Below are 18239 nucleotides of genomic sequence, written 5' to 3'. Positions count from 1 at the left end.
CCTGTAAACGCCCTCCGACGGGACCTGCCTCTAGTAAATCGGCAAATTGCCACTATCCTGTACACATAGGGATAAGAATAGCGAGCCGCATAGCATGCACGTTCCGAGGTCTTCGGACATCAACAGATGTGCATGTCGAAGCATGCAGCGATATGGATGGATGGAAAGTTTTCCAACCAGTCCGCATTTCTGACAACTGGTGCTGGCATTACGCCTTTACCCGGCTCAATATTTGTCACAGAATTGGCGCCAATGATCTGGCAATTTTGAGGCATGATGCCGGCCTCTTAACAATTCAGGTTGAACCAATTGGTCCGGATGCTTGTCCTACCACACATCCTGCGGCCAATCCCGAGAACCGCTCCCCTGAACTAACCGGTTAAATATATGCGCCCATTGAAACAGGCAATTTATTCCAGCCGTACGGCTGACAAGTTTGTCGTACGTCTGCCAGACGGAATGCGTGAACGCATTGCCGAGGTGGCTCGCAATCATCATCGCAGCATGAACTCCGAGATCATTGCGCGCCTTGAGCAGAGTCTTATTCAGGAAGGCGCACTGGGCGAAGAGCTGAGCATGCGCCTGGACAGCCCGGAGCTGTCGCTGCACGAGCGCGAGCTGTTGCAACGCTTCCGTCAGTTGTCGCATCGTCAGCAAAACGCCTTGGTGTCGCTGATCGCCCACGACGCTGAAATGGCCGCAGACGCGTCCTGAGTCATACCGAACACATTAAAGCCAGCATGATTGCTGGCTTTTTTTTGCCTCGGTTTTGAGTTTTCGCAGCCATGAAAAAGCCCGTCAATTTGACGGGCTTTGTATTTGTTATCAGATGATCAGAGCAGGAAGATCGTCGCCAGACCGAGGAAGATGAAAAAGCCGCCACTGTCCGTCATTGCGGTGATCATCACACTGGCGCCCATCGCCGGATCCCGGCCCATCTTCGCCAGCGTCATCGGGATCAACACCCCCATCAACGCGGCCAGCAACAGGTTGAGCGTCATTGCCGCCGTCATCACCACGCCGAGCGACCAACTGCCGTAGAGCATGTACGCGACCACACCGATCACCCCGCCCCAGACCAGACCGTTGATCAAACCGACCGCCAGCTCTTTGCGCATCAAGCGCGAGGTGTTGCCGGTGCTGACCTGATCCAGCGCCATGGCGCGCACGATCATGGTGATGGTCTGGTTGCCGGAGTTGCCGCCGATACCGGCGACGATCGGCATCAGCGCCGCCAGCGCTACCAGTTTTTCGATCGAGCCTTCGAACAGGCCGATCACCCGCGATGCCACGAACGCAGTGATCAGGTTCACCGCCAGCCAGGCCCAACGGTTGCGCAGGGATTTCCACACCGACGCGAAAATGTCTTCCTCTTCACGCAGACCGGCCATATTGAGGACTTCGCTTTCGCTTTCCTCACGGATCAGGTCGACCATTTCATCGATGGTCAGACGGCCGATCAGCTTGCCGTTCTTGTCAACCACCGGGGCCGAGATCAAGTCGTAACGCTCGAATGCCTGAGCGGCGTCGTAGGCATCTTCGTCCGGGTGGAAACTCACCGGATCGCTGGCCATCACTTCGGCGACCTGCTTCTCCGGATCGTTGACCAGCAGACGCTTGATCGGCAGCACGCCTTTGAGCACGCCGTCGTAATCGACTACGAACAATTTGTCGGTGTGACCAGGAAGCTCTTTGAGGCGACGCAGGTAACGCAGAACCACTTCGAGGCTGACGTCCTCACGGATCGTCACCATCTCGAAGTCCATCAGCGCACCGACCTGATCCTCGTCATAGGACAGGGCCGAGCGCACGCGTTCGCGCTGCTGGTTATCCAGACTTTCCATCAGCTCATGGACAACGTCTCGCGGCAGCTCGGAAGCCAGGTCAGCGAGTTCGTCGGCGTCCATGTCCTTGGCCGCGGCCAGGAGCTCGTGATCGTCCATGTCGGCGATCAGCGTTTCACGGACGGAATCGGATACTTCGAGAAGAATGTCGCCGTCGCGATCGGCCTTGACCAGTTGCCAGAGGGTCAGACGATCGTCCAGCGGCAAGGCTTCGAGAATGTAGGCGACGTCGGCGGAGTGCAGATCATCGAGCTTGCGTTGCAGCTCGACAAGGTTTTGCCGGTGAACCAGGTTCTCCACGCGGTCGTGATGCGGACCTTCCTGACGATGAGTCAGGTCTTCAACGACACGCTGGCGCTGCAGCAACTCGACGACCTGAGCCAGGCGGTCCTGCAGGCTTTCCTGAGTTTTCTTTACTTCGATTTCGGACATAGGCGAACTCCACTCCCAGCAGCGGGGCACGCCGGAAGGATCAATCAGTCAATTCATGATTGGTGAAACGGTTTACTGAACAACTACTGGGTAAGTCCATGGAGGATTTCCATAAGCCCCGGCGGGGCTGACGGGCGCAATGATACACGCCTGACGGTTTAAAACGTTGAAAAAATCACGGCTGAAACAAGCGCTTGCGAAACAAACCTGAGCGCCTTCCTGACCCGTGCAAATGCGACGACTCATCTTGAAAAGAAAACACACCGGCAATGGAAAAAGCAGCGACTACCCTTGAGCGTAGATCGTCATGGAGGACATCGAATGCCAGCAAAACCCGCGCTTATTCTACTGACCGCTCTGCTCCACCTCACGCCTTCCAAGGCCACCACACTTCATCGTTGCCAGGCCTCCGACGGCAGCGTCACCTTTACATCGATGAGCTGCGCAGTCGGCGAACAGCTGTCGCTTCAGGAGGTTCATCCCTATTCTCCCGGCTGGGTCGCAATCATGCCGGAGTTCAATCACGAAGCCGTGAACGGCATTAAAGACAGCGGACGCGAACCGGGCATCATCGGCGGTGCCGAGCATAAATGTGGAAACCTGACCGATAACAGGCAGCGGCGCGAAGCGATCATTAACCGGCGAGTCATTGTCGGCATGAGCCAGCGGGATGTCGAAAGCGCGCTGGGCAAGCCGGACAAGATCAATACGCGTACGTCGACCACAAGCTATCGTTACGACCTCAAGCGAGGGCGCAGTGCTCAAATTGATTTTGATGAAAGAGGCTGTGTGAAGGGAAAAGCCAAATCCCGGACAGCAAAAAGCCCGCGTTAAACGCGGGCTTTTTGGTATATGGTGCACTCGACAGGATTCGAACCTGTGACCGCTCGGTTCGTAGCCGAGTACTCTATCCAGCTGAGCTACGAGTGCATTTTGTGTTTTTAGACCAGACCACAACTGGCTCAAACCGAGTTACTCACCTTACAGCAAATAACTCTTAAATGGTGCACTCGACAGGATTCGAACCTGTGACCGCTCGGTTCGTAGCCGAGTACTCTATCCAGCTGAGCTACGAGTGCATTTGTTGCCGCGCATTATAGGCCGTCTAATCTCTATGTCAAACACTTTTTCTAGTAATTTCAACAACTTACAGAAGAAGCCAGATTACGACGTACTAAGCAAATAATGGCGGAGAACGGGGGATTCGAACCCCCGACACCCTTTTGAGGTGTACTCCCTTAGCAGGGGAGCGCCTTCGGCCACTCGGCCAGCTCTCCGCAACACGGGGCGTATATTAACCAGCTTCTTCCCCGTTTGCAAACATAAAAATCGATAAAAATTAATGGCTTGGTTCTTCGTCCTTCTCTTTCTTTATACGCAGGTAAATTTCCTCACGGTGCACCGCAACCTCTTTCGGAGCGTTGACGCCGATACGCACCTGGTTTCCTTTGACGCCGAGCACGGTCACGGTGATTTCGCCGTCACCGATAATCAGGCTTTCCGCGCACCGACGAGTCAGAATCAGCATACCTTTCTCCTTACGCCATTCATTTCAGGGACAACAGTCTGCAAAAAAAAGGCACCCGACCTACAACCGCAGCGATCGTAGCCCTACATGCCTGAGTATTGACCAGCGCGAGCAAAAGAACAGTTCAGGGCCCGCGCCATTCAAAAAATAAAGGGCGCGGTCAGACCGCGCCCTTCACAGAATCGGATTACTCGCCCTGACGGGCCGGAGCATCCAGTTCGAAAGCCGTGTGCAGCGCGCGCACGGCCAGTTCCAGGTACTTCTCTTCGATCACTACGGAAACCTTGATTTCCGACGTCGAGATCATCTGGATGTTGATGCTTTCTTTCGCCAGGGATTCGAACATGCGGCTGGCCACGCCTGCGTGGGAACGCATGCCGACGCCGACGATCGAGACCTTGGCGATTTTGGTGTCGCCAACCACCTCACGGGCACCGATCTCGCGAGCGGTGTTTTCCAGCACGGTCTGTGCGGCCTGGTAGTCGTTGCGGTGCACGGTGAAGGTGAAGTCGGTGGTGTTATCGTGCGCGACGTTCTGCACAATCATGTCGACTTCGATGTTCGCGGCACTGATCGGGCCGAGAATCTTGAACGCCACACCCGGGGTGTCTGGCACGCCACGGATGGTCAGCTTGGCTTCATCGCGGTTGAAAGCGATGCCGGAAATGATCGGCTGTTCCATGGTTTCCTCTTCATCAATAGTAATGAGGGTGCCCGGACCCTCCTTGAAGCTGTGCAGTACGCGCAGCGGTACGTTGTACTTGCCGGCAAATTCCACCGCACGGATCTGCAGCACCTTGGAACCGAGGCTGGCCATTTCCAGCATCTCTTCAAAGGTGATCTTGTCCAGACGCTGAGCGACAGGCACCACACGCGGGTCGGTGGTGTAGACACCGTCGACGTCGGTGTAGATCTGGCATTCATCCGCCTTCAAGGCTGCCGCCAGCGCCACGCCAGTGGTATCGGAACCGCCACGCCCGAGGGTGGTGATGTTGCCGTGCTCGTCGACGCCCTGGAAACCGGCGACAACCACCACGCGACCGGCCTTCAGATCACCGCGAATCTTCTGGTCATCAATCTGCAAGATACGCGCTTTATTGTGCGCACTGTCGGTCAGGATCCGCACCTGATTACCGGTGTACGACACCGCCGGCACACCGCGCTTGATCAGCGCCATGGCCAACAGGGCAATCGTCACCTGCTCACCGGTGGAAACGATCACGTCCAGCTCGCGCGGAACCGGTTGCGCCTCGCCACTGATTTGCTTGGCCAGATCGATCAGACGGTTGGTTTCGCCGCTCATTGCAGACAGCACAACCACCAGGTCATCGCCGGCATCGCGGAATTTCTTAACCTTGTCGGCGACCTGCTCGATTCTCTCGACAGTGCCGACCGAGGTGCCTCCAAATTTCTGTACGATCAAAGCCATTTCAAAGCCGCCTCTGCCCATGAAGGGCGCCCAATAATCTTTCCAACAGTCGCCGGGGCCGCCACTGGACTGCGGGCCCGGCGAGCCGTCTTATAAAGCCTGCTCGACGAATGGAACGGTCAGCGCCAGTGCGCCATCCAGCGCTGCGGCATCGACGCCACCGCCCTGCGCCATGTCCGGACGACCACCGCCCTTCCCGCCCACTGCCGCAGCGGCCTGTTTCATCAAATCACCGGCTTTGAGTTGGCCAGTCAGGTCCTTGGTTACGCCTGCAACCAGTACGACCTTTTCCTCATGGACACCGCCGAGCAGGATCACTGCGCGGCCGAGTTTGTTTTTCAGCTGATCGACCAGCGCCAGCAGCGCCTTGCCATCCTGACCGTCCAGACGGGCGGCCAGCACCTTCACATCCTTGACGTCCACCGCCGAGGCCGACAGATCGTCGCCCGCAGCGCTGGCAGCCTTGGCCTGCAACTGCTCGAGTTGTTTCTCCAGCAGACGGTTGCGCTCAAGTACCGCCGAGAGCTTGTCGATCAGGTTGTCGCGGCTGCCCTTGACGAGGCTGGCCGCTTCCTTGAGTTGTTCTTCCGCCGCGTTCAAGTAGGCCAGTGCTGCAGCACCGGTAACTGCCTCGATACGACGCACGCCCGATGCCACACCGCCTTCGCTGATGATTTTCAGCAGGCCGATGTCGCCGGTACGGTTGGCGTGGATACCGCCGCACAGTTCGACGGAGAAGTCGCCCATGCTCAGCACGCGCACGCTGTCGCCGTACTTCTCGCCGAACAGCGCCATGGCGCCTTTGTTCTTCGCGGTTTCGATATCGGTTTCTTCGGTTTCAACCGCGGAGTTCTTGCGAATCTCGGCGTTGACGATGTCTTCCAGCTGCTTGATCTGCTCTGGCTTGATCGCTTCAAAGTGACTGAAGTCGAAACGCAGGCGCTGACTGTCGACCAACGAGCCTTTCTGCTGCACGTGCTCGCCCAGCACCTGACGCAGGGCGGCGTGCAGCAAGTGGGTGGCCGAGTGGTTCAGCGCGGTGGCGTGACGCACTTCGGCATCGACGTGGGTTTGCACCGGCGCGCCAATGGTCAGGCTGCCCGAGGCCAGCACGCCGTGGTGCAGGAACGCGCCGCCGGTCTTGGTGGTATCACGAACGTCAAAACGGCTGTCGCCGGCCTGAATGAAACCGCAGTCGCCGATCTGGCCACCGGACTCGGCGTAGAACGGCGTCTGGTTGAGCACGATCACCCCCTCCTGACCTTCGCTCAGCACGTCGACCGACTGACCATCCTTATAGATGGCGACGATTTTTGCCGAACCACTGGTGGCGGCGTAACCGGTGAATTCGGTGGCTACATCAACCTTGACCAGGGTGTTGTAGTCCAGACCGAACGAGCTGGCCGAACGTGCACGAACGCGCTGGGCTTCCATCTCGCGCTCGAAGCCGACTTCGTCGACGGTCAGGCCGCGTTCGCGAGCGATGTCGGCGGTCAGGTCCATCGGGAAACCGTAGGTGTCGTAGAGTTTGAACACCACGTCGCCCGGCACCACGGTGCCTTTGAGCTCGGCCAGATCCTGCTCGAGGATTTTCAGGCCGTGCTCCAGGGTCTTGGAGAACTGCTCTTCTTCAGCCTTGAGCACGCGCTCGATGTTGCTTTGCTGCTTCTTCAGTTCCGGGAAGGCTTCGCCCATCTCGGCGACCAGCGCCGCAACGATCTTGTAGAAGAAGCTGCCGCTGGCGCCGAGCTTGTTGCCGTGACGGCAGGCGCGACGGATGATCCGGCGCAGCACGTAACCGCGACCTTCGTTGGACGGCAGCACGCCGTCGGCGATCAGGAAGCCGCAGGAACGAATGTGGTCGGATACGACCTTGAGCGACGACTGATCGCCGTTTTCGCAGCCGATCGCTTGCGCCGAAGCCTTCAGCAGGTTCTTGAACAGGTCGATGTCATAGTTGGAATTGACGTGCTGCATCACCGCACTGATCCGCTCCAGGCCCATGCCGGTGTCCACCGACGGCGCTGGCAACGGATGCAACACGCCATCGGCGGTGCGGTTGAACTGCATGAACACGTTGTTCCAGATCTCGATGTAGCGGTCGCCATCTTCTTCCGGCGAGCCCGGCGGGCCGCCCCAGATGTGCTCGCCGTGATCGTAGAAGATCTCGGTGCACGGGCCGCACGGGCCGGTATCGCCCATGGTCCAGAAGTTGTCGGAGGCGTAAGGCGCGCCCTTGTTGTCGCCGATACGGATCATGCGCTCGGCCGGTACACCGATTTTCTGTGTCCAGATGTCATACGCTTCGTCGTCGGTGGCGTAGACGGTGACCCAGAGCTTTTCCTTCGGCAGCTTGAGCACGCCGGTGAGGAAGGTCCAGGCAAAGGTAATCGCGTCGTGCTTGAAGTAGTCGCCGAAGCTGAAGTTGCCGAGCATTTCGAAGAACGTGTGGTGACGCGCGGTATAACCGACGTTTTCCAGGTCACTGTTCTTGCCGCCGGCGCGCACGCATTTCTGGCTGCTGGTGGCACGGGTGTACGCACGTTTTTCCTGGCCCAGGAAGCAGTCCTTGAACTGGTTCATCCCCGCGTTGGTGAACAGCAGGGTTGGGTCGTTGCCCGGAATCAAAGAGCTGGAGGCTACACGGGTGTGGCCTTGCTCTTCGAAGAAGCGAAGGAAGGCTTCACGGATTTCTGCGCTTTTCATTAGGTTCTTCCACGGAGGCTGCGGCCAAAGGCCTGTTCGAAACGTCGTGAGACGAAGCGACGGCAAAGGGCCGCATTATATCGGCCCTGCGCGCGGGGTACAGCGTGTTTATACGATAGAAACGGTCAATTGGACGGCTAACGCTGTCACTTGCGCGAAAACTCGACGAATGTGGCGATCACTTGCTCGATTTGCGCGCGGCTGACGTCCATGTGCGTGACCATGCGCAACCGTGCGGCGGCGCTGAGCTTGATCCCGCGTTCGCCGGCAAAGGCCTTGAGCGCTTGAGCCTTGTCGCCCATTTGCACATAAACCATGTTGGTTTGCACGGGTTCGACGACGAAACCGGCCTCACGCAGACCATCGGCGAGCACTTGCCCGTTGGCGTGATCGTCGGCCAGCCGTTCAACATGGTGATCCAGCGCATACAACCCAGCCGCCGCGAGCAAACCGGCCTGACGCATCCCGCCGCCGACCATTTTGCGCAAACGCCGCGCCTTGCCGATCAACGGTTCGGAGCCGCACAGCACCGAGCCGACTGGCGCGCCGAGGCCCTTGGACAGACACACCGACACCGAATCGAAATGCTGGGTGATCTCGCGGGCATCGACGCCGAGTCTGACCGCCGCGTTGTACAGCCGCGCACCGTCGAGGTGCACTTGCAGGCCGTGATCCTGCGTAAAGCGTCGGGCGCGCGCCAGATATTCCAGCGGCAGCACCTTGCCCTGCATGGTGTTTTCCAGCGCCAGCAGGCGGGTGCGGGCGAAATGGAAGTCGTCAGGTTTGATCGCCGCCGCGACCTGATCCAGATCCAGCGACCCGTCGGCCTGCACTTCCAGCGGCTGCGGCTGGATCGAGCCGAGCACCGCCGCCCCGCCACCCTCGTACTTATAGGTGTGTGCCTGCTGACCGACGATGTACTCGTCGCCGCGCTCGCAATGGGCCATCAAGCCGAGCAGATTACTCATGGTGCCGGTGGGCACGAACAACGCAGCGGCGAAGCCCAGGCGTTTGGCCAGTTCGGCTTCGAGGCGATTGACCGTCGGATCTTCGCCGTACACATCGTCTCCGGTGTCCGCTGCGGTCATCGCTTCGAGCATGGCGGAAGTCGGTTGGGTAACGGTGTCGCTGCGAAGATCGATAACGCTCATGAACCTGGCCTCTGGTCAGCAGGGAGAATCCCTTTGTGAAGTGGGATTACTGCGGTCAACGCGCGGATTAATCAAGCCTTGAACAAGGAAAAATCATCATCCTCATAAAGAAGCACAATCCATGAGGGGGTCTGTGCAGGAGCGGAAAATATGTGTTACAAACTTGCCGCCGCCCGCCTATGGGCGGCGAAAACGTTCTCAGGGCGGGGTGCAATTCCCCACCGGCGGTAATTGCGCGCAATGCGCATAGCCCGCGAGCGCTTGGCGCTGCACACGACTTGATCGGGTGCGTCGGCAAGGTCAGCAGACCCGGTGTGATTCCGGGGCCGACGGTCATAGTCCGGATGAAGAGAGAACGGGATTGACGCCAAAGGGCCGTCCGCGAGCATTCGTGCCTGCGCTCGCACCCTTGCATCCCTTTCGATTCATAACGCCCTGTTTTTCACACAAACAGGAGTCAGAACATGCAACCCACCGCTATCGACAGCAAAAGCAAACACCCACAGGGCGAGCGCGTCGCGTTCATCCAGGCCTGCTGGCACAAGGAAATCGTCGACCAGAGCCGCAAAGGCTTCGTCGCCGAAATGCTGGTGCAGGGTTATCAGGAATCGGACATCGATTTCTTCGAAGTCGGCGGCGCTTTCGAAATGCCGCTGCACGCCAAGCTGCTGGCCAAGTCCGGGCGTTACGCCGGCATCGTCGCCGCCGCCCTGGTGGTGGACGGCGGCATCTACCGCCACGAGTTCGTTGCGCAATCGGTGGTCAGCGGCCTGATGCAGGTGCAGCTGGAAACCGAAGTGCCGGTGTTCTCGGTGTCGCTGACTCCGCATCACTTTCATTCGGGCGAAGAGCACCAGAAATTCTTTTTCGAACACTTTGTGCACAAGGGCCAGGAAGCGGCGCGGACTTGCGCCGATACGCTGCAGAAGATTCGCGCACTGCGCCGTACGGAGCCGCGGGCGGTAGCGGTCTAGGACGCGGCAAAACCTGTAGGAGCTGACGAGTGAAACGAGGCTGCGATCTTTTGATCTTCAAGAGCAAGATCAAAAGATCGCAGCCTTCGGCAGCTCCTACATGGGATGTGGTGAACTCAGGCGAGGTTTTCGTCGGTGGTCGGGACGATCAGGATGCCGGCGCGCAGGCCGTTCTTGACCTTGGGATTGGGGAAGATGATCCGCGCGCCCTGCTCTTCGATCACCCAACGGGTATTGGCCAGGTCTTCGGCCAGCAAATAACCCGGCTCCAGCTCGGAAAAATTCTCGATGTCCGCCGGCAGGTTCAGGCGGAACGCGTCGCTGTGCTTGATGATTTCCCGCGCCACGCTGAACAGTTGCAAGCCGTCCAGCCCTGCTTCTGTCTCCGGCTCATTGCCTTCGATGATCTGCTTCAGGCGGGTTTCCAGCAGTGAGACATTGACGCCGTCGTTCTGCCCGAACGGCCGCGCCTTGCCCAGTTCCAGGGTGAAAGCCTCGGCGTCGAGCTTGTCGTAGGTATACGAACTGAAGACGATCGACGGCTTGTTCTGCAACAGCACCGCTTCCATGCCGGCGGCGCGCAGTCGCGCCAGTTCACGACGGGAATGCTGGCGCCCTTCCTTCCAGGGGTACAAGGCGAACTGTTCGATCTTCGAACCGCGTATCGCCGTGTGCAGGTCGTAGTGCAGGCGCTGGCGCTCGGGCTTGCTGAAGAAACTCGCCGCCAGCCGCTCCAGCTCACAGGCGCGCAACGCTTCCGAGCCGCTGCTTTGCTCATGACGACCGTTGAACAGCCGATTGACGTCCTGCTCGACGAAACGCTCACCCTTGCGAATCGCTTCCGGGTTGCCGAACAGGAACAGAATGCGTGCGCGCGGCTTCAGGTCGCCGCGTGCGATGTCGTGCAGCAACCGATCGAGCAACTCGATCGGTGCGGTTTCATTGCCGTGGATACCTGCCGACAGCAGCAGGTCCAGGCCATTGTCGCGCGCTTCCGGGGGCCGGACTTCCAGCGCCCCTTCGCTCAACCAGCGCATGCGCACGCCTTCGACAGTCAGTTGAGTCTTCTCCGCCGGTTCGCGGCCGGCGAGGGTCAGTTCAAGCAGTTTGCCGAGGGCGAGCATAGAGCGGTTTCCTTAATGGTCGTGGTTGCAATCCGGGCCGTGTACGTGATCCTCGTCAGCGCCGAGGTCAGCCGGTTCCATTTCCAGTTGCAGACTTACCAGATTAGTCGCCAATGGGCGCAGCAGCAGGTTGGCGTACTCTTCGTCACCTTCCTCCACGTCCACGCCGATCAGCAACTGGCCGCGGCCGTCCTGCTGGATCCACAGCTCTTTGCCTTGCCACATGACCGCAACGCGGGTGCACGAGGTTTGCAGTTGCGTGCCGTCGGTGTCTTCAAGGATCAGCTGCAGGGAATCGCTCATGTTTTTACTCTCTTCGGGTGACACGCCGCGCGCCGGGTTCAGGCAGCGCGCTGGCGATCAATTGATCTGGAAAGGATAAACCGCGCCCAGTTTAAGGATTTGCGTCAGTTCATCCAGTGCCGTCCGGCATTCAAGCAGCAACTGCGGGTCCGCCAGGTCGGTTTCGCTCAGGCGGTCGCGGTAGTGCTTTTCAACCCATGCGGTCAACGAACCGTACAACGGGGCCGTCATGATAACCCCTGGGTTGACCGCCGCCAGTTCGGTTTCATTCAGCGCCACGCGCAGACGCAGGCACGCCGGCCCACCGCCATTCTGCATGCTTTGCTTGAGATCGAAGACTTTCACTTCGCGGATCATTCCACCCGAGCTGGTCAGGCTCTGCAGATAAGCCCAGACGCGTTCGTTGGCCTGGCATTCCTGCGGCACGATCAGCAGCATCGAACCGTCGGGACGCGACAGCAACTGGCTGTTGAACAGGTAGGAACGCACCGCGTCATCGACGCTGACCGCCGAACGCGGCACGCAAACGGACTGGAAGTTGCCGCCAACCTTGGCCAGTTTGTCTTGCAGTTCGGCGAGCATCTTGTCGGTCTCGAGGAACGCGTCCTCGTGATAGAACAGAACCTCGCCGTTGCCCACAGCGATCACGTCGTTGTGGAACACGCCCTGATCGATGACGTTGGGGTTCTGTTGCGCGTAGACCACGCCTTCGTCACGCAGACCGTGCAGGCGAGCAACGGCTTGCGAGGCTTCGAGGGTCTGGCGCGCCGGGTATTTCTGCGGCGCCGGGAAACGGTTGTCGAACGCGCTGCGGCCGAACACGAAAAACTCGACGCCGGCTTCGCCGTACTCACGGCAGAAGCGCGTGTGGTTGGCCGCGCCTTCGTCGCCGAATTGCGCTACCGCTGGCAGCGCAGCGTGATGGGCGAAGTGCTGCTGATTGGCGAACATAGCGCCGAGCACGCGACTGGTGGTCGGGTGTTCGATGCTGCGGTGGTATTTGCAATTGAGGTTGGCGGCGGTGAAGTGCACGCGGCCGTCGCCGGTGTCGGCGCTCGGGCTGACCGTGGCAGCGTTGGCCACCCACATGCTCGACGCCGAGCAGCTGGCGACCAGCAGCGGCATCGCTTCTTTGGCGGCGCGCTCGATCACCTGCGCATCGGTGCCGCTGAAGCCCAGACGGCGCAGCGCGGCCACGTCGGGACGTTCCTGCGGAGCCAGTACGCCTTGCTGGAAGCCCATGTCCATCAGCGCTTTCATTTTCGCCAGACCTTGCAGCGCCGCTTCCTTCGGATTCGAGGATTGCTGACTGTTGCTCTGCGAGGCGACGTTGCCGTAGGACAGACCACCGTAGTTATGGGTCGGCCCCACTAGACCGTCAAAATTGACTTCATAGGATTTCATCAGCGAGGCTCCACGAGAATCTGTTGTTATAGGCTTCAGGTAACAATTCAGTCAGACCGCGTCGCGGCTATCGCGAGCAGGCTCACTCCTACAGGTTTAGCGGTGGACACATAAGCTGTGTACAACACAAATCCTGTAGGAGTGAGCCTGCTCGCGATGGCCGCTACGCCATTTTCACGCCAGGCGTCAGGGCCGATGGCAACACCAGGCTCGGGGTTTCCAGCGATGCCACCGGGTACGCGCAGTAATCCGCTGCGTAATAGGCGCTGGCGCGGTGGTTGCCCGAGGCACCGACGCCGCCGAATGGCGCGCTGCTGGCGGCGCCGGTCAGCTGTTTGTTCCAGTTGACGATGCCGGCGCGGCTTTCCAGCCAGAACTGCTGGTAACGCGCTTCGGAATCCGAGAGCAAACCGGCGGCCAGCCCATAAGCGGTGTTGTTGGCTTCAGTGATCGCCGCAGCGAAATCGGCGTAGCGGATCACTTGCAACAACGGCCCGAACAGTTCTTCGTCCGGACGCTCAGCGACTGCCGTTACATCGACGATGCCCGGGGTCAGCAAGGCCGACTGCGCCTGCGGCTGAGTCATTTCCAGCAGCGCCACCGCGCCGTTGGCCAGCAGTTGTTCCTGCGCATCCATCAGCGCTTTCGCCGCGCCGAGGGAAATCACCGAACCCATGAACGGCGCCGGTTGCTGATCGAACGCACCGACTTCGATGGTCGCGCTGACTTCCACCAGACGCTTGAGCAGGCTGTCGCCCCACGCGCCTTCTGGCACCAGCAGACGCCGGGCGCAGGTGCAGCGCTGGCCGGCGGAAATGAATGCCGACTGAATGATGGTGTACACCGCCGCATCCAGATCGGCGACCTGATCGACCACCAGCGGGTTGTTGCCGCCCATTTCCAACGCAAGAATCTTGTCCGGGCGACCGGCAAATTGCTGATGCAGATGATTGCCGGTGCGGCTGGAACCGGTGAAGAACAGACCGTCGATGCCCGGGTTCGCCGCCAGAGCGATACCGGTTTCCCGCGCGCCTTGCAGCAGGTTCAGCACACCTGCCGGCAGGCCGGCTTCGATCCAGCACTTGACCGTCAGCTCGGCGACTTTCGGTGTCAGTTCGCTGGGTTTGAACAGCACGCTGTTACCGGCCAGCAGCGCCGGCACGATATGACCGTTGGGCAAGTGACCGGGGAAGTTGTAAGGACCGAACACCGCGACCACGCCGTGGGGCTTGTGGCGCAATACGGCGGTGGCGTCACCCAGCGGGCCGCTCTTCTGGCCGGTACGTTCGCGGTAGCTCTGCACCGAGATGGCGATCTTGTTGACCATGCTGGTCACTTCAGTCGCGGACTCCCACAGCGGCTTGCCGGTTTCTTCACCGATGGTGCGAGCCAGTTCGTCAGCGTGGTTTTTCAGCGACGCGGCGAAAGCCTCGAGCACGCTGATGCGCTCTTCGAGCGTGCGACGTGCCCATTGAGGAAAGGCCTGACGGGCAGCCTGCACCGCCGACTCGACCTGCGCGGCCGTCGCGCCCTCGCCCGCCCACAGCACTTGCTGGGTCACCGGGTTCAGCGACTGAAAGGCTTCGCCCTGACCGGCCAGCCACTCACCTGCGATGTATAGCGAATTCATTATTTCGACTCCCGTGCAGCGGACAGCGCCACGGCGCGAACCTGATCGCCGGCGCTGAGTTGAAGACGTTTTGCGGTCTGCGGATCGACCACCAGGGTGCCCGCTGCCAGACGCGCTGGCGCGGCTGTGATGCGGCAATCCTCGCGCTTGCGGTTATGGATGATGAACGGTGTGGCGTCATCACCCGGCGTGCCCACGGCCAGCACCAGCGCTTCGCTGTCACGCACTGCGCGGATCTTGCTGGTTTCGCATTCGATGGCCGGGCCGGCGTCGAAGATGTCGACGTAACCCTGGTAGCTGAAGCCTTCGCTCTTGAGCATCGCCAGTGCCGGTTCGGTGTCCGGGTGCACCTGGCCGATGACATTGCGCGCGTCCGGCGAGAGGAAGCAGGTGTACAGCGGGAATTTCGGCATCAGTTCGGCGATGAACGCCTTGTTGCCAACGCCGGTCAGGTAATCGGCCTGGCTGAATTCCATCTTGAAGAAATGCCGGCCAAGGCTCTCCCAGAACGGCGAGCGTCCGGCGTCGTCGGACACGCCGCGCATTTCGGCGATGATCTTGTTGCCGAACAGCTCCGGGAACTCGGCGATGAACAGCATGCGTGCCTTGGACAGCATGCGGCCGTTCAGTCCGTTGCGGTAATCGGCGTGCAGGAACAGCGAGCACAGCTCGGAATTGCCGGTCAGGTCGTTGGCCAGAAACAGCGTCGGAATTTCGCGATAGATGTTCAGCTCTTGCGACGCGCTGACGGTCAGACCGACGCGGAAGTTGTACCAGGGCTCACGCAGGCCGACCGCTCCGGCGATGGCGGAAATACCCACCACGCGGCCGTCATCGTCTTCGAGCACGAACAGGTAGTCCGCATCGCCACGCCCGGCTTCGCCGCGAAAGGTCTTCTCGGCCCAGCCGACCCGGTGGGTCAGGCGCTCTTCGTTGGCCGGCAAAGTGGTCAGGCCGGTGCCGGTGCTGCGGGCCAGGTCGATCAGCGCGGATAAATCGCTGCTGCGTACGGGACGAACAATCATGCTATCTCCTCAAACGGGCCGCTCGCGCCACCCGTGAAACTCGCTAAGGCGTTAAACCGCCACCAGGCGCACGCTGGCACCTTCACCGACGCCCAGGGCTTCGGCCGCTTCCATATCCAGCGTCACCGGTTTGCCCGGCGCGTAATCCAACTCGAGCAACACCGCGCGGTAATCCTGCAACTGCGCGTTGGCCACCAGATACTGACGCCCGGCGCCTTTGACCGGCTCGCCGATCTTCACCGGCACCACGCGGCTCTGCGCGATCGAACGGATCCCGGAAACCCGCGCATGCAGGGTCGGGCCGCCGTCGAAGATGTCGATGTAGTGATCGGTCTCGAAGCCTTCGCGCATCAGGATGTCGAAGGTGATCTGCGCCCGCGGGTGCACCTGACCCATCGCCTCTTGCGCGGAGTCCGGCAGCAGCGGCACGTAGATCGGGTAATGCGGCATCAGCTCGGCGAGGAAGGTGCGGCTTTTCAGCCCGCACAGACGCTCGGCTTCGGCGTAGTTGAGGTCGAAGAAGTTGCGCCCGATCGCATCCCAGAACGGCGAGTCGCCATTCTCGTCGCTGTAACCGACGATCTCGGTCACCACCGAATCGGCAAAACGCTCCGGGTGACTGGCGACGAACAGCAGACGGCCACGGGAATTGAGCTCGGCCCACGGCGACCCGACCAGTTCGCGCTGCACGTAGAAACTGGTCAGCAAGCTGTTGCCGGTCAGGTCGTGGCACTGCGAGAGCACGTGGATCTTGTTGTGAATCTTCAGCTCGCGGGAGGCATGCACGAACGTCTCGTTGCGGAAGCTGTAGAACGGCTCGGAGTAACCTGCCGACGCGACGATGGCCGAGCAGCCGACCAGTTTGCCGGTGCTCGAGTCTTCGAGGACGAAGAAGTAACTCTCTTCACCGTTGAAGCTCACTTCGGCGGCGAACGATGCTTCGCTCGCGGCGATCTTGTCGCTCAGACGTTCAACGTCATCCGGCAAGGAAGTGACACCAATCGGGCTGTCCGCAGCCAGACGCTGTACCTCGCCCAGATCAGCCATTTGCGCGGGGCGCATCACCAGCATGGTGTCACTCCTTTCTCTTCAATATTCACAGAAAAAAACACCGGACCTTGTAGGAGTGAGCCTGCTCGCGATAGCAGTCTGTCAGAGCCCGATGAGTCGACTGACAAACCGCTATCGCGAGCAGGCTCACTCCTACAGTGAACGTGCCCGGTATCAAAAATTGGCTTCGGCACCGGAAAATCTCCAGGCGCCGAAAGGTCCATCAGGCTTGCGTCAACTTCGCCGCAGCACGTTCGAAGCGGTCCAGACCGGCATCGATATCGGCGTCTTCCACCACCAGACTCGGGGCGAAACGGACCACGTCCGGGCCAGCCTGGAGAATCATCAGGCCTTCCTGTTCGGCGGCGTTGAAGATGTCCTTGGCCTTGCCCTTCCAGGCGTCGCTCAGCACGCAACCGATCAGCAGACCGAGACCACGCACCTGGGTGAACAGGCCGTATTTCTCGCCGATCTGTTGCAGGCGGGTCTTGAACTTGTCGTGCTTGGCGTTCACGCCGTTCAACACTTCAGGAGTGTTGATCACGTCGATCACTGCCTCAGCGACAGCGCAGGCCAACGGGTTGCCGCCGTACGTGGTGCCGTGAGTGCCGACCACCAGATGTTTGGCCAGCGCTTCGGTGGTCAGCATCGCCGCGATCGGGAAACCACCGCCCAGGCTCTTGGCGCTGGTGAGGATGTCCGGGGTCACGCCGTAATGCTGGTAGGCGAACAGCTTGCCGCTGCGGCCCATGCCGGTCTGCACTTCATCGAACACCAGCAGCGCGTTGTTCGCATCGCACAGTTCGCGGGCACCTTGCAGGTATTCAAGCTCGGCCGGCAGTACGCCGCCCTCGCCCTGGATCGGCTCGAGCACGACCGCGCAGGTCTTCTCGGACACCGCGGCTTTCAGCGCGGCCAGGTCGTTGTAGGGAACGTGGGTGATGCCGGTGATTTTCGGGCCGAAACCGTCGGAGTATTTCGACTGACCACCGACATTAACGGTGAACAGGGTACGGCCGTGGAAGCTGTTCAGCGCGGCGATGATTTCGTATTTCTCCGTGCCGAAACGGTCGAATGCAACGCGACGGGCCAGCTTGAACGCGGCCTCGTTGGCTTCAGCGCCGGAGTTGCAGAAGAACACGCGCTCGGCGAACGTGGCGTCGATCAGCTTGTGGGCCAGGCGCAGGGCCGGCTCGTTGGTGAACACGTTGGAGACGTGCCACAGCTTGTTCGCCTGTTCGGTCAACGCGCCGACCAGCGCCGGGTGCGCGTGGCCCAATACGTTGACGGCAATCCCGCCGGCGAAGTCGATCAGCTCGCGGCCGGCCTGATCCCAGACCCGGGAACCGGCGCCACGCACCGGAATGAAAGCGGCAGGCGCGTAGTTGGGAACCATTACCTGGTCGAAATCGGCGCGTTGTACCGCAGCGTGCTCAACGGACATCGGAGTCTCCTGAAGAGGAACACCCGCCTGGAACTGGCGAGCGATGGGGGGATTGTAAGGACAGTTTGGTGCCCGGCCTTGTCGCCAAGCGACAACTTCTTATAGCGCAAACCCCGGATTTTCCCGGGTTTACGGCAATGCGACATATAGCGTCGCAAAGGCGCAGTTTACCGGGCACGGCCGATTTGCGGGAGG

The 18239-nt window shown here is 60.3% G+C and carries 15 protein-coding genes, 3 tRNA genes and 1 riboswitch; of the genes, 3 read left to right on the top strand and 15 right to left on the bottom strand.

Going from position 1 to position 18239, the window contains the following annotated elements:
* The first annotated feature begins 387 nt into the window (after positions 1-387).
* Positions 388-714 (top strand): Arc family DNA-binding protein, encoded by a 327-nt coding sequence (locus tag BLU71_RS01635; RefSeq protein WP_003178899.1) that lies wholly within the window; start codon positions 388-390, stop codon positions 712-714.
* Between the two features lie 119 nt (positions 715-833).
* Here BLU71_RS01635 and mgtE read toward each other — a convergent pair whose 3' ends face one another.
* A complete protein-coding gene (mgtE, locus tag BLU71_RS01630; protein ID WP_016773597.1) occupies positions 834-2276 on the bottom strand; it encodes a magnesium transporter in 1443 nt (480 codons plus the stop codon).
* Between the two features lie 321 nt (positions 2277-2597).
* Here mgtE and BLU71_RS01625 point away from each other — a divergent pair, with 321 nt between their 5' ends.
* Positions 2598-3110 carry a cell envelope protein SmpA gene (locus BLU71_RS01625; protein WP_083352175.1) on the top strand — a complete coding sequence of 171 codons (513 nt, stop codon included), beginning with the start codon at positions 2598-2600 and terminating at the stop codon, positions 3108-3110.
* A gap of 19 nt (positions 3111-3129) precedes the next feature.
* Here the strand turns inward: BLU71_RS01625 and BLU71_RS01620 are convergent.
* The 7 genes from BLU71_RS01620 to ltaE form a co-directional block, all read right to left on the bottom strand.
* Positions 3130-3206: transfer RNA gene (locus BLU71_RS01620), tRNA-Arg, on the bottom strand.
* Positions 3207-3278: 72 nt separating this feature from the next.
* Positions 3279-3355: transfer RNA gene (locus BLU71_RS01615), tRNA-Arg, on the bottom strand.
* 107 nt (positions 3356-3462) lie between these two features.
* A tRNA-Ser gene (locus tag BLU71_RS01610) sits at positions 3463-3553 on the bottom strand.
* Positions 3554-3615: 62 nt separating this feature from the next.
* Positions 3616-3804, bottom strand: a complete 189-nt coding sequence (gene csrA, locus BLU71_RS01605; protein WP_002554426.1) for a carbon storage regulator CsrA — start codon at positions 3802-3804, stop codon at positions 3616-3618.
* Positions 3805-3991: 187 nt separating this feature from the next.
* A complete protein-coding gene (locus BLU71_RS01600) occupies positions 3992-5233 on the bottom strand; it encodes an aspartate kinase (protein ID WP_016773595.1) in 1242 nt (413 codons plus the stop codon).
* A 90-nt stretch (positions 5234-5323) separates the two neighbouring features.
* Positions 5324-7939, bottom strand: coding sequence for an alanine--tRNA ligase (gene alaS / locus BLU71_RS01595; protein ID WP_083352174.1), 2616 nt, complete (start codon positions 7937-7939; stop codon positions 5324-5326).
* 146 nt (positions 7940-8085) lie between these two features.
* The gene (gene ltaE / locus BLU71_RS01590; RefSeq protein WP_083352173.1) at positions 8086-9090 is read right to left on the bottom strand and encodes a low-specificity L-threonine aldolase; all 1005 of its coding nucleotides are present in this window, start codon (positions 9088-9090) and stop codon (positions 8086-8088) included.
* Positions 9091-9280: 190 nt separating this feature from the next.
* A riboswitch (FMN riboswitch) is annotated at positions 9281-9451 on the top strand.
* A gap of 103 nt (positions 9452-9554) precedes the next feature.
* Here ltaE and BLU71_RS01585 point away from each other — a divergent pair.
* Positions 9555-10064 (top strand): 6,7-dimethyl-8-ribityllumazine synthase, encoded by a 510-nt coding sequence (locus tag BLU71_RS01585; protein WP_016773593.1) that lies wholly within the window; start codon positions 9555-9557, stop codon positions 10062-10064.
* Positions 10065-10180: 116 nt separating this feature from the next.
* Here BLU71_RS01585 and astE read toward each other — a convergent pair whose 3' ends face one another.
* From astE to BLU71_RS01550, 7 genes are all read right to left on the bottom strand, one after another.
* Positions 10181-11188 (bottom strand): succinylglutamate desuccinylase, encoded by a 1008-nt coding sequence (astE, locus tag BLU71_RS01580; RefSeq protein ID WP_064364873.1) that lies wholly within the window; start codon positions 11186-11188, stop codon positions 10181-10183.
* Between the two features lie 12 nt (positions 11189-11200).
* Positions 11201-11491: a hypothetical protein gene (locus tag BLU71_RS01575; RefSeq protein WP_016773591.1), complete on the bottom strand. Its 291-nt coding sequence runs from the start codon at positions 11489-11491 to the stop codon at positions 11201-11203.
* Positions 11492-11548: 57 nt separating this feature from the next.
* A complete protein-coding gene (gene astB, locus BLU71_RS01570; RefSeq protein ID WP_065616776.1) occupies positions 11549-12895 on the bottom strand; it encodes an N-succinylarginine dihydrolase in 1347 nt (448 codons plus the stop codon).
* Between the two features lie 163 nt (positions 12896-13058).
* On the bottom strand, positions 13059-14528 hold the full coding sequence (gene astD, locus BLU71_RS01565; RefSeq protein ID WP_173867383.1) for a succinylglutamate-semialdehyde dehydrogenase: 1470 nt from the start codon (positions 14526-14528) through the stop codon (positions 13059-13061).
* On the bottom strand, positions 14525-15550 hold the full coding sequence (gene astA / locus BLU71_RS01560) for an arginine N-succinyltransferase (RefSeq protein WP_024014014.1): 1026 nt from the start codon (positions 15548-15550) through the stop codon (positions 14525-14527). Before astA ends, astD begins: the two co-directional genes overlap by 4 nt.
* Positions 15551-15601: 51 nt before the next feature.
* Complete coding sequence (gene aruF, locus BLU71_RS01555) at positions 15602-16621, bottom strand: arginine/ornithine succinyltransferase subunit alpha (RefSeq protein ID WP_024014015.1); 1020 nt, start codon at positions 16619-16621, stop codon at positions 15602-15604.
* 202 nt (positions 16622-16823) lie between these two features.
* Positions 16824-18044 (bottom strand): aspartate aminotransferase family protein, encoded by a 1221-nt coding sequence (locus BLU71_RS01550; protein ID WP_064364877.1) that lies wholly within the window; start codon positions 18042-18044, stop codon positions 16824-16826.
* Positions 18045-18239: the final 195 nt, after the last annotated feature.

Origin of the sequence: Pseudomonas moraviensis (genome assembly GCF_900105805.1) — a bacterium.
Taxonomy (GTDB): Bacteria; Pseudomonadota; Gammaproteobacteria; order Pseudomonadales; family Pseudomonadaceae; genus Aquipseudomonas; species Aquipseudomonas moraviensis_A.
Note: the sequence above shows the minus strand (reverse complement) of the source record. Positions and strands in the feature narration are given on the sequence as shown.

Coding starts and splice junctions, on each gene's coding strand:
- BLU71_RS01635 (WP_003178899.1), top strand. CDS start 388: ATGCGCCCATTGAAACAGGCAATTTATTCCAGCCGTACGGCTGACAAG.
- mgtE (WP_016773597.1), bottom strand. CDS start 2,276: ATGTCCGAAATCGAAGTAAAGAAAACTCAGGAAAGCCTGCAGGACCGC.
- BLU71_RS01625 (WP_083352175.1), top strand. CDS start 2,598: ATGCCAGCAAAACCCGCGCTTATTCTACTGACCGCTCTGCTCCACCTC.
- csrA (WP_002554426.1), bottom strand. CDS start 3,804: ATGCTGATTCTGACTCGTCGGTGCGCGGAAAGCCTGATTATCGGTGAC.
- BLU71_RS01600 (WP_016773595.1), bottom strand. CDS start 5,233: ATGGCTTTGATCGTACAGAAATTTGGAGGCACCTCGGTCGGCACTGTC.
- alaS (WP_083352174.1), bottom strand. CDS start 7,939: ATGAAAAGCGCAGAAATCCGTGAAGCCTTCCTTCGCTTCTTCGAAGAG.
- ltaE (WP_083352173.1), bottom strand. CDS start 9,090: ATGAGCGTTATCGATCTTCGCAGCGACACCGTTACCCAACCGACTTCC.
- BLU71_RS01585 (WP_016773593.1), top strand. CDS start 9,555: ATGCAACCCACCGCTATCGACAGCAAAAGCAAACACCCACAGGGCGAG.
- astE (WP_064364873.1), bottom strand. CDS start 11,188: ATGCTCGCCCTCGGCAAACTGCTTGAACTGACCCTCGCCGGCCGCGAA.
- BLU71_RS01575 (WP_016773591.1), bottom strand. CDS start 11,491: ATGAGCGATTCCCTGCAGCTGATCCTTGAAGACACCGACGGCACGCAA.
- astB (WP_065616776.1), bottom strand. CDS start 12,895: ATGAAATCCTATGAAGTCAATTTTGACGGTCTAGTGGGGCCGACCCAT.
- astA (WP_024014014.1), bottom strand. CDS start 15,550: ATGATTGTTCGTCCCGTACGCAGCAGCGATTTATCCGCGCTGATCGAC.
- aruF (WP_024014015.1), bottom strand. CDS start 16,621: ATGCTGGTGATGCGCCCCGCGCAAATGGCTGATCTGGGCGAGGTACAG.
- BLU71_RS01550 (WP_064364877.1), bottom strand. CDS start 18,044: ATGTCCGTTGAGCACGCTGCGGTACAACGCGCCGATTTCGACCAGGTA.